At 69.3% G+C, this 14912-nt stretch carries 16 protein-coding genes, 1 tRNA gene and 1 pseudogene; 15 read left to right on the forward strand and 3 right to left on the reverse strand.

The features are described 5' to 3' along the window. The first annotated feature begins 117 nt into the window (after positions 1-117). Both AKJ13_RS23415 and AKJ13_RS23420 read left to right on the forward strand, forming a co-directional pair. Positions 118-3054 (forward strand): bifunctional [glutamine synthetase] adenylyltransferase/[glutamine synthetase]-adenylyl-L-tyrosine phosphorylase, encoded by a 2937-nt coding sequence (locus AKJ13_RS23415; protein WP_050735532.1) that lies wholly within the window; start codon positions 118-120, stop codon positions 3052-3054. Between the two features lie 143 nt (positions 3055-3197). After that, positions 3198-4067 (forward strand): 3'(2'),5'-bisphosphate nucleotidase CysQ, encoded by an 870-nt coding sequence (locus tag AKJ13_RS23420; RefSeq protein WP_244471699.1) that lies wholly within the window; start codon positions 3198-3200, stop codon positions 4065-4067. Here AKJ13_RS23420 and AKJ13_RS23425 read toward each other — a convergent pair. Next, a complete protein-coding gene (locus tag AKJ13_RS23425) occupies positions 4048-4608 on the reverse strand; it encodes a YHS domain-containing (seleno)protein (protein ID WP_050735533.1) in 561 nt (186 codons plus the stop codon). The genes AKJ13_RS23420 and AKJ13_RS23425 overlap by 20 nt on opposite strands. A 255-nt stretch (positions 4609-4863) precedes the next feature. On the opposite strand from AKJ13_RS23425, the gene AKJ13_RS23430 reads away from it, so the two are divergent. The 13 genes from AKJ13_RS23430 (at position 4864) to AKJ13_RS32330 (ending at position 13623) form a co-directional block, all read left to right on the forward strand. Continuing rightward, the gene (locus AKJ13_RS23430) at positions 4864-5484 is read left to right on the forward strand and encodes a DUF1134 domain-containing protein (RefSeq protein WP_007567251.1); all 621 of its coding nucleotides are present in this window, start codon (positions 4864-4866) and stop codon (positions 5482-5484) included. Between the two features lie 109 nt (positions 5485-5593). Then, positions 5594-6283, forward strand: coding sequence for a hypothetical protein (locus AKJ13_RS23435; RefSeq protein WP_082317089.1), 690 nt, complete (start codon positions 5594-5596; stop codon positions 6281-6283). Positions 6284-6410: 127 nt separating this feature from the next. Continuing rightward, positions 6411-6713, forward strand: coding sequence for a hypothetical protein (locus AKJ13_RS23440; protein ID WP_007567254.1), 303 nt, complete (start codon positions 6411-6413; stop codon positions 6711-6713). Positions 6714-6885: 172 nt separating this feature from the next. After that, positions 6886-7227, forward strand: a complete 342-nt coding sequence (locus tag AKJ13_RS23445) for a lipoprotein (protein WP_144426359.1) — start codon at positions 6886-6888, stop codon at positions 7225-7227. Between the two features lie 133 nt (positions 7228-7360). Next, complete coding sequence (gene lysA, locus AKJ13_RS23450) at positions 7361-8629, forward strand: diaminopimelate decarboxylase (protein ID WP_050735536.1); 1269 nt, start codon at positions 7361-7363, stop codon at positions 8627-8629. Positions 8630-8661: 32 nt separating this feature from the next. Further along, complete coding sequence (locus AKJ13_RS23455; protein ID WP_050735569.1) at positions 8662-9471, forward strand: glycosyltransferase family 2 protein; 810 nt, start codon at positions 8662-8664, stop codon at positions 9469-9471. Between the two features lie 12 nt (positions 9472-9483). Continuing rightward, positions 9484-9575, forward strand: a tRNA-Ser gene (locus tag AKJ13_RS23460). 732 nt (positions 9576-10307) lie between these two features. Then, the gene (locus tag AKJ13_RS23465) at positions 10308-11225 is read left to right on the forward strand and encodes an HNH endonuclease signature motif containing protein (RefSeq protein WP_244471700.1); all 918 of its coding nucleotides are present in this window, start codon (positions 10308-10310) and stop codon (positions 11223-11225) included. 223 nt (positions 11226-11448) lie between these two features. Then, the gene (locus tag AKJ13_RS33310) at positions 11449-11589 is read left to right on the forward strand and encodes a hypothetical protein (protein ID WP_348270967.1); all 141 of its coding nucleotides are present in this window, start codon (positions 11449-11451) and stop codon (positions 11587-11589) included. A 20-nt stretch (positions 11590-11609) separates the two neighbouring features. Next, a complete protein-coding gene (locus tag AKJ13_RS33315; RefSeq protein ID WP_348270968.1) occupies positions 11610-11816 on the forward strand; it encodes a type II toxin-antitoxin system RelE/ParE family toxin in 207 nt (68 codons plus the stop codon). Then, positions 11816-12214 carry an XRE family transcriptional regulator gene (locus AKJ13_RS23475; protein WP_082317090.1) on the forward strand — a complete coding sequence of 133 codons (399 nt, stop codon included), beginning with the start codon at positions 11816-11818 and terminating at the stop codon, positions 12212-12214. The genes AKJ13_RS33315 and AKJ13_RS23475 overlap by 1 nt, the downstream gene beginning before the upstream one ends. Before the next feature lie 65 nt (positions 12215-12279). After that, on the forward strand, positions 12280-13344 hold the full coding sequence (locus AKJ13_RS23480; RefSeq protein ID WP_144426360.1) for a hypothetical protein: 1065 nt from the start codon (positions 12280-12282) through the stop codon (positions 13342-13344). Positions 13345-13410: 66 nt separating this feature from the next. Next, positions 13411-13623: a hypothetical protein gene (locus AKJ13_RS32330; protein WP_050735538.1), complete on the forward strand. Its 213-nt coding sequence runs from the start codon at positions 13411-13413 to the stop codon at positions 13621-13623. Between the two features lie 515 nt (positions 13624-14138). Here AKJ13_RS32330 and AKJ13_RS30730 read toward each other — a convergent pair. Both AKJ13_RS30730 and AKJ13_RS23490 read right to left on the reverse strand, forming a co-directional pair. Then, positions 14139-14616: pseudogene (locus AKJ13_RS30730) on the reverse strand (transposase); the annotation flags it as partial. Then, positions 14591-14890, reverse strand: coding sequence for a hypothetical protein (locus AKJ13_RS23490; RefSeq protein ID WP_144426361.1), 300 nt, complete (start codon positions 14888-14890; stop codon positions 14591-14593). The gene AKJ13_RS23490 and the pseudogene AKJ13_RS30730, both read right to left, overlap by 26 nt. Between the last annotated feature and the right edge of the window lie 22 nt (positions 14891-14912).

Here is a 14912-nt window from a genome sequence, read left to right on the forward strand (position 1 = left end):
CCAGGGAGGAATCGGCGTGACACGCGAGACCGCCGGCCGAACCACGGCCCATCCCGGCGCGGCCGCCGGCGGCCCCCCGGCATCCCCACGCAGCCAACCACGCTGAGGCGGCACCCCATGCAGCCCGAACCCACATTGTCCGAGAGCCTGCGGCCCAGTCTGCAACCCGCCGACCCCGATGCGGCCGGCGCGCGCCTCGCCGAGATCGAGCCGGCCTTCCCGGCCGGTTTCCTCACCCCGGCCTGCCGCACCCTGCTGCTCGGGCTGGCCGACCATTCGCCGTTCCTCTGGCAGGCCGTCACCCGCGCGCCGGAGCGCCTCGTCGCGCTAATGGGGCAGCCGCCGGAGGCCGCCAGCCAGGCGATCATCGCGCGGCAGCGCGCCATCGGGAGCGCCTGCGTTGAGAATCCCGACCTCGCGGAGGTCGCCCGCCGGCTCCGCCGCAACCGCGAGGAGCATGCCCTCCTGGTGGCGCTGGCCGATCTCGGCGGCTGCTGGGATCTCGACGCGGTCGTCCGGGCCCTGTCCGCCTTCGCCGACGCGTCGGTGAGCGCGGCCACCGACGCGCTGCTCCGGCAGGGGATGGCGGCCGGACGGTTCCGACCGCAGAACCCGGAGGCGCCGCAGGTCGGGTCCGGGCTGGTCATCCTGGCGCTCGGCAAGCATGGCGGGGCCGAGCTGAACTATTCCAGCGACATCGACCTCATCGTCTTCTACGAGGCCGAGCGCGCCGCGGCCGCCACCGGCGGGGATCCCAAGGCGTTCTTCGTCAAGCTGGCGCAGGGCCTCGTGAAGCTCCTGTCCGAGCGCACCGCCGACGGCTACGTCCACCGCATCGACTACCGGCTGCGCCCGGATCCGGGCTCCACCGCGGTGGCGCTCTCCACCGGCTTCGCCTTCGACTACTACCAGACGCTGGGCCAGAACTGGGAGCGCGCCGCCTTCATCAAGGCCCGGCCGATCGCCGGCGACATCCCGGCCGGCGCCGCGTTCCTGGCCGATCTCGCGCCGTTCATCTGGCGCCGGCACTTCGACTTCGCCGCCATCGCCGAGATCCACGCGATGAAGCGGCAGATCCACATGGTCCGCGGCCACGACACGATCACGGTGGCCGGCCACGACATCAAGATCGGCCGCGGCGGCATCCGGGAGATCGAATTCTTCGTCCAGACCCAGCAGCTCGTGTTCGGCGGCCGCAAGCCCGCCTTGCGGGGGCGCCGGACCGTGGAGATGCTCGGGCGTCTCGTCGAGGAGGGCTGGATCGATGCCCAGGCGCGCGACGAGCTCACCGAGGCCTACGGGTTCCTGCGCACCCTCGAGCACCGGATCCAGATGATCCGCGACGAGCAGACCCAGCGGCTGCCGACTGGGGGTGCGGCGCTCGACGCGCTGGCGCGGTTCGCGGGATTCGACACGCGGGGGGATTTCGAGACGGCGCTGCTGCACCATGCCGGCCGCGTCCAGGCGCACTACGCCCTGCTGTTCGAGACTGCGCCAGGGGACGGCGCCCCGGAGGACAGCCTCGTCTTCGGCGAGAGCGAGCCCGACCCCGCCACCCTGGAGGCCCTGGCGGCGTTCGGGTTCCGCGATCCCCGGCTCGCCTGGGAGACCGTGCAGGGCTGGCATGTCGGCCGCCGTCCGGCGCTCCAGACCGGCCGGGCGCGGGAGATCCTGACCGAGCTGCTGCCGAGCCTCCTGCGGGCGCTCGGCGGGACCGCCGATCCGGACGCCGCCTTGCTCACCCTCGACCGGGCCTTCGCCCGGATGCCCGCGGTGGCGGAGCTCCTGGCCATCCTGCGCTCGCACGAGCGCCTGCGCCTCCTGTTCGCGGACATCCTGGGGACCTCGCCCCACCTCGCCGACACGGTCAGCCTCAGCCCCCACGTCCTCGACACGTTGCTCGACTCCGATTTCGTGGCGCCGGCGCCTTGCCCCGATCAGGTGCGCGACCAGTACCGGGCGCTGGTCGGGCAGCCGGCGAGCCACGAGGAGTTTCTGGACCGTTGCCGGGACGCCACCCGGCAGATGGGCTTCGTCACCGGCGCGCGGCTCCTGTCCGGCCTGATCACGCCGCGTCAGGCCGGGGAAGCCTATTCGGCCCTCGCGGCGGCCACGGTCGCGTTGAACCTCGAAGCGGAGGAGCGCCGGTTCGCCCAGGACCACGGCGCCGTGCCCAAGGGCCGGTGCTGCGTCCTGGCGCTCGGGCGGCTCGGATCCCGGCAGCTCAGCGCGGTCTCCGACCTCGATCTGGTCTTCCTGTACGATTTCGATCCGGACGACCGGATGACCGACGGCCCGCGCCCGCTCGACGCGGTCGTGGCCTATAACCGCCTGGCGCAGCGCCTCTACGCGGCGCTCACCACGGCGACGCGCCGCGGACGGCTCTACGCGGTCGACCTGCGCCTGCGGCCCTACGGCAGCCACAGCCCGCCCGCCGTGCAGCTCAACGGCTTCGTCACGTATCAGCGCGAGGCGGCCGAGCCCTGGGAGCACATGGCCCTCACCCGGGCCCGTGTGGTGGCGGGCGATCCCACGCTCGGGGCGGCCGTGATGGCGGCGATCGCCGAGACCGTGGGTCAGCCGCGCGATCCCGCGCAGGTCTGCGCCTCGGCCGGGGAGATGCGCAGGCTCGTCGCCGAAGAGCGCGGCCATGCCGGTCCCTACGACCTCAAGCTCGCCCCGGGCGGGCTGTTCGACCTCGACTTCCTGGCCCAGTCCATCGTGCTGAGCGCCCCGCAGATCCAGACCGACGGCATCGGCCTCTCCGGCGAGGCGGTGCTCCGGCGGGCCGGAGAGCGTGGTATCCTGGCCGCCGCCATCGCCGAGCCCCTGGCCGAGACCTACGCGTTCCTCGACGCGGTCTACCAGTGGCAACGGCTGGTGATGGCCGATCCCGGCTCCACCCCCTCGGACAGTGCGGCTCGGCAGATCGCCAAGGCGGTGGGCCTGCCGGATGCCCGCAGCCTCGCGGCCGAACTGCATCGCCACCGCCGCCGGACCTGCGCGCTGCTCGCCCGGATCAAGCGGACGGTGATCGCGGCATCGACGCGGTAGCGGGTGTCGGACCCGGATCCATATCGGTAGACCGTCCGCGATCGAGACCCCGCAACGGAACCAGTCCCCGGCCCGACATGTCGACAAGCTCGACCCGCTCGGGCATGCAGGCGGCTATGGGAGGCGACATGATAAGCGCGGCGATGTTTTCGGGGCCTGAGCGCGAGCGGATCGCCGCGGCGCTCGCCGAGATCGCCTGCGCCGCCGGAGAGGTGCTGCGCCGCTATCATCGTGGTCCCTGCCCTCACGCTCTCAAGGCGGACGGCTCGCCGTCGAGCGCCGCCGATGTCGAGGCCGAGGCGCTGATCGTCGCCGCGCTCGCCGCGCGCTTTCCCGGCATTGCCGTCATCGCCGAGGAGAGCGCCGCAGCCGACGAACTGGCGGCACGGCCGTCGCAGCACTTCTTCCTGGTCGATCCCCTGGACGGCACCCGCGACTTCCTGGCCGGGACGCCGGATTACTCGGTCAACATCGCCCTGGTGGCGGGCGACCGGCCGGTGGCGGCCGCGCTCGTGGCCCCGGGCCTCGGCCGGGCCTGGTGGGCGGGCGATGCCACCGTCGAGGCTTCCGTGATCGAGGGGCACCCGGGCGCGGGCCGGCCGGTGCGGGCCCGCCCGGCGCCGTCCGGCGGCCTCGTGGCCCTGGGGAGCCGGCGGCATGGCGACCCCGAAACCGCCCTCTGCCTTGCCGCCCTGCCCGTGTCGGAAACCCGCCGATCCGGCTCCGCGCTCAAGTTCGGGTTGATCGCCGCCGGCGAGGCGGATGTCTACATCCGCTGCGGACCGACCATGGAATGGGACACGGCGGCCGGCGACCATATCCTGGCGGCGGCCGGGGGCTGCGTCGTGATCCCGGGCGGCGGCCCGATCCTGTATGGGCGCTACCGCGCCGGCTACCGCAACGGGCCGTTCGCGGCCCTGGGCGATCCGGAGCTGGCCGCTGGCCTTGCCCTGCCCGCCCCCGGCGGAACCGGCGGCGCGCCGGAGCAGCCTCTCACCGCGGCGCATCGCTGAACGGCACATCCAGCTGGTCCTGCAAGCCGGGCCAGGCCGCCTCCGCCTGCCGGACCAGCTCGGGGTCCGCCAGGAACCGGGCGCGCCGCCCGGCATCCCGGAACAGGTAGAGGCGCTCGTCGATCACTGCGAAGACCAGGGGGTCGGCATCGACCAGGCGGCCGTCCAGGATCCCGGCGGCGTCGAAGCCGCCGAGCCGCGGGGCATAGACCTCCGGGCTGCCCTGAAAGGCGGCGCGGTCGGCACCGCTGGCGAAGCGCCAGACCCGGCCGCCCCAGGACAGCTCGAACCGCGCGGCGCCGGCCCGCGGACCCTCTTTCAGGAAGTAGCTGACCGGGTCGAAGCCCTTCAGCGCCAGCAGCTCGATCGTGGTCACGCCCGGCTCGGCCGCCGGTACGCCGGCCGCCATCAAGATGGCGGCGAGCGCCAAGGCGGGGGTGATGACAGCGCGCAGGCGCGATCGCGGCGCGAGATGGCGCCGGGTCCTGTCACGCCGCGCCTGCGTCGAGGCTGGGGCGGCGTCAGGGCGCGTTAACCACATCTTGCGGTTTCCCTCAGAAGCTGGTCCGACATAGCGGTCCGCACCGTCCCGGATGGCGGGTCCGTCCTCAGGCCGATCCCGGTCGCAGGCGCGGCCGAGGCCGGCCCTTTGGTGCGGCGGCAGGGATCCACCGCGGAACCGTTAGAGCATCGTCCCGAAAGCAGGACATTGGCTTTCGGAAAAAGACGATGCGGAGTCAAAGACCGACGGTATCGGCCCGGATCCGATGCCGTCGAACCGGGTGAGGAGGCAACGATGACGGCACGAGACGAGCGCGGCACCCACCGCCGCCACCTGCTCCGCGCGGGCCTCGGCCTGGCGCTCGGCACGCCGCTGGCGGGCCTCGCCGGGGTCGGCGCTGCGCTGGCACGCGGCGAGGACACGGACACGCCCGAGACATTCCGCCCCGGCGAGATCGTCGAATCGGGCCACCGCTTCTTCGGCTCGGTCTCGCGCGGCCTGGCGCTCACCGTCGAGGAGGCGGGGCGGCGCTGGGGCGAGCCGAACGGCTACATCCTCGGGCAGGAGGGCGGAGGCGCGGTGGTGGCCGGCGTCCGCTACGGCGAGGGCACGCTCTACACCCGCAATGCCGGCCAGCGGCGCGTCTATTGGCAGGGTCCGTCGCTCGGCTTCGACGTCGGCGGTGACGGCGCGCGCACCATGATGCTGGTCTACAACCTGCCGAATGTGCGCGAGCTGTTCCGGCGCTTCGGCGGGGTCGACGGCTCGGCCTACCTGGTCGGCGGCTTCGGCATGACCGCGGTGGTGAGCGACCGCATCATCGTGGTGCCGATCCGCAGCGGCGTCGGCGCACGTCTCGGCATCAATGTCGGCTATCTCAAGTTCACCCGGGAGGCGACCTGGAACCCGTTCTGATTGATGAGCGTAGCTTGATTTCGCCCTGGCGACCGACCTGGGTTAGACTGACACTGGGCCGGGCTTTCCGGCCGCATGCGCGGGCTGCTCCCTCGTGATCGAAACGGTGATGATCTTCGCGCTGGGCTTCCTGGCGGCGAGCCTGTGCGGCCTCCTGCTGCTCCCGGCGCTCAACGCGCGCGCGGCGCGTCTGGCGCGGCGGCGTGCGGAGGCGCGGCTGCCGCTGTCGCCGGCCGAGATCGCCGCGGAGCGGGATTTCCTGCGCGCGCAATTCGCCGTGCAGCAGCGCCGTCTGGAGCGTCGGGTCGAGACCGTGCAGGCCAAGCGCCACGCCGACCTCGCCGCGATCGGCGCCGGTGCCATGCGGGCGGCGGCCTTGGCCCGCGACGTCGCCGCGCGGGATGCCGAGATCGCGCAGGCCCTGGCCAAGACCCGGGAGCTCGAAGCCGAACTGGGCAGCGCCCGCGAGGACGGCACCGCAAGCTTCGCCACGTTGCGCGCCCTCGAGGAGGCGCATGCGGACCTGCTCGACAGCCTTCTAGCGATTCGGCAGGGCCGCGGCGCCGACCGGCCCCAAGCCGAGGATTCCGCCGCTCTGGCGGCCGAGCGCGACGATCTGCGCGCTAGCCTGAAGGCCGCCGAGGAGGCCCTGGCCCAGAACCTGGCGGACCGGCAGGGGGGCGTCGAGCGGGAGAACGCCGACCTGCGTCGGCGGATCACTGAGGTGGCCGACGCCCTGACCGGCCAGGACCGGATGCCCCGGGCGGCTTTCCCGGCTCCGCAACCCGAGCGCGTCTGACCGGGCTGCCAGGACGGATCCTCACCGAGAAACGTTCGTCGGTTGCCTTGTTTCGACCATGCAAAGGCATCATCGCAACCGGGACTTATCCCGACATTCCTGACTCCGAGAGATGGTACGTATCCCCATGCGCCTGAAGCCAATCCTTCTCGCCGTCGCGGCGGCCGCCGCCCTGACGCTCCCGGCTGCGGCGCAGCAGTCGAAGCGCGGCAACGAGACCTTGAAGAAGTACTGCACCGGCGACTACCTGACCTATTGCGGCAACCTCGCCCCCGACGATCCGGCCACCGACGCCTGCTTCCAGAAGAATTGGAAGAAGCTCAGCGAGAATTGCCGTCGGGCGATCGACGCCTACGAGGCGCAGCAGCAGCAGGACGCCCCCGGCAAGGGCAAGCAGGGCGCGCAGGGCACCCGGGAGCAGCGCGGCTGAGGCGCGCAGCCGCGCGACCGGACCGGCTACCGGTCTGGCGCGAACGGGCCTGGTGAAGCGAGGCCGGGAGGCGTGTGGCGGCTGCGCGCTCGCGCACGCGCCCGGCAACCGCTAAGGTGAAGCTTCCCGCCGGCCTCGAGCGCCGGCGCCGAGCCTGCCGGACCCTCGCGCGATGTTGTCGTCTCCCGCCTTGAAGCTCCTGGCCGCGTCCGGCCTCGTCGCCGTCGCGGTCTCCGCCTGCGGACGCCGCGGCTCCCTCGAGCCGCCGCAGACCTCGGCCCCGGCCGCGCAGACATCGACCGACGCGGTCAACGGCCGCCGGACGCTGCCGGTCTCGGTCGGGCTGGGCGGCGGCGCCGCCGAGCCGACGCCAGCCGGCGTGCAGGCCGGCGACGAAGTCGCCATCGCGGCGATTCCGCCGGGCGGCACAGGCGCACCGGTCGAGACCAGCCGCGGCGCCAAGCGCGGCTATCGGATCCCCAAGGAGCCTTTCATTCTCGATCCGCTGCTGTAGACGGCGGGGGCCGGAGCATCGCTCCGCGCCTGCGCCGTTCCGCGCCCCTCCGCGATGGGCGCCCGACAGCGGGCGGCCGGGATGTTTCACGGGAAACACCCGCGCTCCGGCGCGCAGGAGAGACACGGCCGAGATGCACCATTTCCACTATCGCGACGGCCGCCTGCAGGCCGAGGACGTCGACCTGACGAGCCTCGCCGCGGAGGTCGGCACGCCGTTCTACTGCTACAGCACCGCCACCCTGGAGCGGCACTACCGGGTGTTCGCCGAGGCCTTCGCGGGCGACGACGCGCTGGTCTGCTTCGCCATGAAGGCGAACTCGAATCAGGCCGTGCTGCGGACGCTCGCGGCCCAGGGCGCCGGCATGGACATCGTCTCGGGCGGCGAACTGCACCGGGCGCTCGCGGCCGGGGTCGATCCCGCCAGGATCGTCTTCTCAGGCGTCGGCAAGACCCGGGACGAGATGGTCGCCGCGCTCCGGGCCGGCATCTTCTGCTTCAACGTCGAGAGCGAGCCGGAACTGGCCCAGCTCTCCGAGACGGCGACCGGTCTCGGCCTGAAGGCGCCGGTCTCGGTGCGGGTCAACCCGGACGTGGATGCCGGCACCCACGCCAAAATCTCCACGGGCAAGTACGAGAACAAGTTCGGCATCCCGATCACCCGGGCTCCGGAGGTCTACGCTGCGGCCGCCGCCCTGCCGGGGATCGCGGTCCACGGCGTCGACATGCATATCGGCAGCCAGATCACCGACCTCGCGCCCTTCGCCAGCGCCGCCCGACTCCTCGCCGACCTCGCCCGGCAGCTCCTGGCCGCGGGCCATCCCCTGCAGCACATCGATTTCGGCGGCGGCCTCGGCATCCCGTACCGGGACGACAACGCCCCGCCGCCCGACCCCGCCGCCCTGGCAGCGACCCTGCGGCCGCATTTCGCGCCGCTCGGCCTGCGCCCGGTCTTCGAGATCGGCCGGATGATCTGCGGCAATGCCGGAATCCTGATGACCCGGGTGCTGTACGTGAAACATTCGGAGGGCCGCACCTTCGTGATCGTCGACGCCGCGATGAACGACCTGATCCGCCCGACCCTGTACGAGGCCTATCACGGCCTGCGCCCGGTGGCCGAGCCGGGGCCGGACACGCCCCGGATGGTCGCCGACGTGGTCGGCCCGGTCTGCGAGAGCGGCGACTATCTGGCCCTCAACCGCGAGATGCCGGCGGTGAAGGCCGGCGACCTGATCGCCGTGATGAGCGCGGGCGCCTACGGGGCGGTCCAGGCCTGCACCTACAACACCCGCCCCCTGGTGCCGGAGGTGCTGGTGCGGGGCGACCGGGCGGCTGTGGTGCGCCCGCGGGTGGGTGTCGAGGATCTCATCGCCCTCGACCGGGTGCCGGACTGGCTGGCGTGACCGACGCGGCGATGGACGCCCCGGCGAGCGACGTGGCGCCGCTGCCCCTGTCGATCTTCATCATCGCCCGGAACGAGGCCGATCGAATCGGCGCGACGATCCGGGCGGTACGCGACCTGACCAACGACCTCGTGGTGGTCGATTCGGGCTCCACGGACGGCACCCAGGCGCTCGCGGCCTCCCTCGGTGCCCGGGTGATCCACAATCCCTGGCCGGGCTACGGTCCGCAGAAGCGCTTCGCCGAGGAGCAGTGCCGGCACGTCTGGCTCCTGAACCTCGACGCCGACGAGGTCGTCCCAACCGCGCTCGCCGCCGAGATCCGCGCCCTGTTCGCCGCCGGCGAGCCGAGCCGGCCGGCCTGGCGGATCGGCATCGCCGAGGTGTTTCCCGGCGAGGGCCAGCCTCATCCCTGGGCCTACACGCTCACGCCGGTGCGGCTCTATCGCAAGGACCGGGGCCGCTACGCCCCCTCCCCGGTCCACGACCGGGTCGCTCTGGAGCCCGGGGTGAAGCCCGGCCGCCTCCGGGGGGTAATCCACCATTTCTCGGTGCGCTCCCTGGGCGACCAGCTCGACAAGCTCAACCGTTATTCCGACCAGCAGGCCGACGACCTTGAGGCTCGGGGCGTGGTGATTCCGACCTGGCGGGTCTTCGTCGAGCTGCCGGGTAACTTCCTCAAGGCCTATCTCGGCCGGCGCCACCTCCTGCGCGGCACCTACGGCTTCCTGACGGCCATGAACTACGCCATGTCGCGGCATCTGCGCATCGCCAAGCACTACGAACGCCGCCGCCGCACAACGACCGGCCCGGATCGGGTTGACCCGCCCGATCCGACCTTCTAGAGCCAGAGCGCCGGAGACGTGGCCGAGCGGCTGAAGGCACTCGTTTGCTAAATGAGCATACCCCGAAAGGGGTATCGAGGGTTCGAATCCCTCCGTCTCCGCCATTCAAGGCGACCAACTCACTCGTATCATTAGCCTTTTTTGACCCGACTTCTTGACGGCCCCAACTTCGGCCCCAACAGAAGCCGTGGATCTGGGTGGACTACGTGGATGTGGCACGGCGTCACTGCGATCGTCGACCGCCTCTAATCGGCGTCCCGCAGCTGCTCCAGTGCATGCGGAAACGAATCGCTGAACCGCCGTGCATGCTGTGCTCTTAAAGCCAAACGATATGGAAGGGCGCCTGCGGCGGCAGGCAGTCGGTGATCTTGTGATCGTTGTGACCGCCTCCTGCAGCGACGCCCCGAACTGGAAACGCGAGTGCAATGGCGGCTGTGAGGAGAGCCGAGAGTGGGGCGAGCTACTCGTTTGAGGGGGCTTGGTCCTGCTACTTGCGCGGTCGCGATGATGCACCCTTAAAAAGAGACCGATTTTTTTGTTCGGAATCAGGCGTGGGAGCTCGCAACGGGCGACACATCCGCAATACACAAAAGACCCATTTTCCTCAGTCAGAGCGCAAGGACACGGCTGCTCAAGCTCTATGAAACTCAACTGAAGTGTCGCTTGCGATCCATCTTAGGGTTTCGGGAGATCCGCTTCGGAGCTGGCGATCCGAAAAAGCGATTGCCCACGATCCAGTGCGCTTCATCATGCGGCCGAATCGCGCGCTAGAGATGGCAGCATTGCTGATGCATACTGAGTAGGTGCGTCACTGGTGGGTCAATCACGCGCAGACAATGCGTCAAGAGGTGAACGGCGGCTATCTGTGGTCGCCTGTCGCCGAGGCTAACGGCGCGAAGAGCCGCTTCTACGACAACATGCGCCGAGCGGCACCGGGAGACGTGGTTCTCTCTTATGCCGAAGGGCGGGTGGGCAAGGTTGGCATCGTAGCCGACTTCGCCATCAGCGCGCCGAAACCGGAGGAGTTCGGCAAGATAGGTTCATATTGGAGCGCTACGGGTTGGCTGCTTCCGGTTCAATGGCTCGACGCTATCATGGCCGTCAGGCCGAAGGATCTGCTGAGCCGGCTCGCCCCGCTGCTGCCGGCTACGCATTCACCTATCCAGCCGGTTACCGGGAACGGCAACCAAAAGGCCTACCTCTCCGAGATCGATCGCGCCGTGGTCAACCTCATTCTCGAGGCCGCGCAGCTTCCGGCAATCGATATACTCACAACTCCGACGGTCACAGCGGCGGACTTCGCTTCGACCCTCGACGATCTTGTTGAGCGCAACATCCAGCAGGATAGGTCGCTTGATGACACGATCCGCGAGCAGCCCGTTCGCGCCCGCCGCGGGCAAGGGATTTTTCGGAAACGAGTCCTCGACGTCGAGCCGGTTTGCAGGATCACCGGGATAACCACGCACAGTCTTCTAATTGCGAGCCACATCAAGCCGTGGCGCGCTTGCCAGACCGCGGCCGAGCGTCTCGACGGCGCTAATGGGTTGATGATGGCTCCACATGCAGACTTCCTGTTTGACCGAAGCCTTTTAGGTTTTGAGAGCGACGGACGACTGTTGTTTTCCTCCCAGCTGACCGACGCCGTCGCTGACAAGCTTGGGATGCGCGGCGCGAGGCATTCGCCTCTGCGTCCATTCAACGGAGCCAGCCAGGACTACCTTAACCATCACCGCACCAACGTATTCATCGCATAATCGGGCTTACCCGTCGGCTTGGCTGCGACTGCCATCGTAGGCGCGGCAGCTGTCACTCCAGCTTCTTCTACATGCGACCAGCGCCGCACCGTTCCGATGGTGCCACGCTAACAGGCGACGCTATCGCTCAGGCGTTATCCGCACCCTCTGCCTCGCGCTGTGTCGCCCCCGGACTCCCTTCTACACAGATCACGTTGACGACATAGCTCAGGGGCTATATATCATGTGGGAAATCGTCTTCGGCGATGAGTTCGATGAGGAGTTCGAGGAGCTGCCTCAGCCGGTGCAGGACGAGCTGCTGGCGTCGGCGCAGCTGCTCGGCGCGTTTGGCCCCAATTGGGGCGCCCGCATGCCGACACGCTAAACGACTCGGCATTCGCGAACATGAAGGAGTTGCGCTTCGAGGCGGACGACGGCGTTTGGCGCGTGGCCTTCGCGTTCGATACCGAGCGGAAGGCAGTTCTGCTGGTCGCTGGCGATAAGTCGGGCGGGAGTGGGAAGCGGTTCTACAAGTCGCTGATCAAGAAGGCCGACAAGCGCTACCGTGCTCACCTCAAGCGACTCACCGCAGCCAAGAAGGAGAAGAAGTGATGGGACGCAGGCTTGATGAAGTGGTCGCCGCGCTCCCGGCGGAGCGTCGAGCGCAGGTCGATGCCCGTTTCGAGGAGTTGAGGGCTGAGGTCGAGGGACTTGGGGAGCTGCGCCGTGCTGCGGGCAAAGCGCAGGCCGAGATCGCGTCGACGCTTAAGATCAAACAGCCCTCGGTCTCGAAGATTGAGAAGCAGGCCGACATGTACCTGTCGACCCTGCGGAGCTACGTCGAAGCAATCGGTGGTCAGCTCGACCTAATCGTACGGCTCCCTTCCCGAGCGCCGCTCCGCATCCAACGACTCGGCGACGTCGCAGCGCCTCAAGCCGCTTCAGTGCGTCGGGCCAGGGACGTGGCAATCGGAGAGACACACCGTGGGAAGGCTGCGCGGGCTAGCTGAACCGCGAGCTGTTTCGGCGCCGGACTAACGAGTGACAGCGCGACTCCGTCGCGCCGGGGGTGAACGTGTCCAAGTCTCTCGTCAAACCCAAATCAGACCTGCCGGCCGTCAAGCTGCCGGACGTCGCTCCGCTATCTTCGCTGCTGCTCATGCAGCTCACGACTGCTCTTGGCGTGCCCCGAAACGTGGTCGCGGAGGACGACCAGATCGAACACGCATGGTCGCAGCTCCCGCGCTTGATCAAGAAGATCCCGCCTCAACTTCGCGACGAGCGCATTGTGAAGATGTGCATCGCGGTAGCGAGCGGACTGTTCGATGCCGCCATCAACTACGTGTGGAACGCCGCCGTCGTCGAGCTCCGCGACAAGGTGCGGCGGTTCGGGATCAACGTCGTCCCGCAGGTGCTCGATGACAAGTCGTTGGATGAGGACACACTCCTAGACCTCAAGGATGCCGAGCTGCTCGACCTCTGCCGCAAGCTCAACTTGATCGGGGACGACGACTTCTTCTTCCTCGACCAATGTCGTGCGACGAGGAACAGCTTCTCGGTGGCGCACCCGGCCGCTGGCGCCGTGGACGAAGACGAGTTCGTGGGCTTCCTCAGCCGCGGTCAGAAGCACGCGCTCTCGAGCGTCCACAATCCGAAAGGCGTAGACACGAAGGCGTTGCTGGCGTCGCTGAAGGCCACGAAATTCAAGAAGGAGCAGCGGCTCGAATGGCAGCGCCGCATCGAGGAGACTTTCGAGGCGCAGCGAGAGCTGATCTTCGTGATGCTCCACGGGATCTACTGCGACCCCGCGTCTGCCGAGGAGGCGCGCCTGAACGCCATCGCACTGTGTGAAGCGTTCAGCGATGATCTCAGCGCGAAGAACCGCTCCGCGCTCGTCGACCGCCATCAGGACTATAAGGCTAAGGGCGACGATGCGCGACAGAAGGCATCGCGGCAGTTCTTCGAGAGCCTGGGTCAGCTCGCGCTGCTGAGCGAAGCCGAAGTCCACAGTATTTTCACCTCCGCGAGCCGCAAGCTCCTGACGGTGCACAACAGCTGGGACAACTTCCAGAACGAGCCGCCCTTCGCCGAACGGCTTCTGAGGCTGTCGCGCAAAAACCGAGTGCCCGAGACCGCTTAGGCGACGTTTGTCGAGGCAGTCGTCACCGCAGCGACCGGCAATCCTTATGGGGTTTCACGCGCGGCGTTGCCCGCGTACAACGACATGGTGAAGTCGTTCTCGCCCAACGAGGTCAAGCTGATGCTCGGATTGGCGAAGGGGACGACGGTGATCGGCAACCGTGTCGCGTCGAACAGCGGCTGCGAAAAGCGGTTCCGCTCCCTCGTCGCCCTCGTCGACGCGAAGACCGTCCCGACCGCCGCAAAGGCGCTCCACGCGAAGTGGCTGCCCAAGCCGTGACCCGCGCCGCTAGCCCTGTTTCGCACCCAGACTACTGGATGTAGGCGGCCGGCACTTCGCTGGCCCGTGACGGGGACGAGCGAGGTTGAGTAAGGACAACCCCCCGGGGAAGACCCGGCCTCGAGAGCGTCGGCCCTCCTGATTGAGGCGCGAGCCGCCGCCAGAGCGAAGGACGCGCTCGGCATGGTCGAGGCGCTCCACGCCAGCGGCTTCCTCGCCGGTCTGAAGCGGATGCTCCAGCGGAAGTGGTCGAAGCTGCCGGCTGCCGACGTCGACGACAGCGTCGCAGACGCGGTCGAGAGCGCATACACCACCGTCTCTAGCGGACGCAGGGTCGGCGACCTCGGCGCCTGGCTCTGGAAGGCAGCCGACAACATCGCGAACGACCGGTGGGAACGCAACCATGCGGTCTTGCGCGAACTCGACGACGCGGCCGGCGCGACAGCTGCGCCCGAGACCACCGCGGACGAACGCCAGCGGTTGGATGCGCGGGCTGAGCACCGTAGGGCCGAAGCCATCCGATCCGGGTCACTCGTCCAGGTCTCGGGCAGGAACAGCAGCAGACCGATCGCCACGGGGACCTCACCGCGCGCCAGCGTGAGCGACACCAGCGTCTGGCAGTTGCGGTCCTGCCCAGCGTCGTGGCGTATTGCGGCGCCACCCCGGCCGAGTGGTTGCCCTTCTTCGGCAAGGCGCTGTCATCGACGACCAGGATCGCATCCATGCCGCCGACAAGGCGGTCGGCCTCGCCGAGCAGCGCCCGCTGCAGCGGAGCCTCATCCTGGATCCCGGCCGCGATGAAGTGGTGCAGCCGATCGTACGGCACCCCATCGGCCCGGGCCGCCATCGGCTGGACGCTCTTACGGTCACCCGGGCCAATCAGCCCGCTCACGTACAGCGGGCACATCGCCCGGCGCGCCGGATGCGACAGGCCGGCCAGGAACGGCTGCAGCCACCGATCAGATCTTCACGCCATCCGCCAGCACCCGACATCGCGCGCACCCACGCCCATGGCCGTGGAATGCGAATCCGCAAAAGCCGCCCGCGTTCCCTTGTTCTGCCAAAGTAGTGTTAGGTCCGCCAGCAAGCCGCTCAGGCTCCGCCACGGCTCGGCGGTGTCGCACGCCCCGCCCGGGGCGTGCAGGGCGAGCAGGACGACGAGCTTGAGGCACCGGCCGGGCAGCGTCGCGGCGGGCTGCGCGATCAACAGCGCCCCCACCGCGCGGACGGCGCGGGATACGCTCGCCTCGTGACGCAGGGCGTCCACCAAGCCGCACCCGCCCGCCGCC

The organism is Methylobacterium sp. ARG-1, from assembly GCF_001262595.1.
Classification (GTDB): domain Bacteria; phylum Pseudomonadota; class Alphaproteobacteria; order Rhizobiales; family Beijerinckiaceae; genus Methylobacterium; species Methylobacterium brachiatum.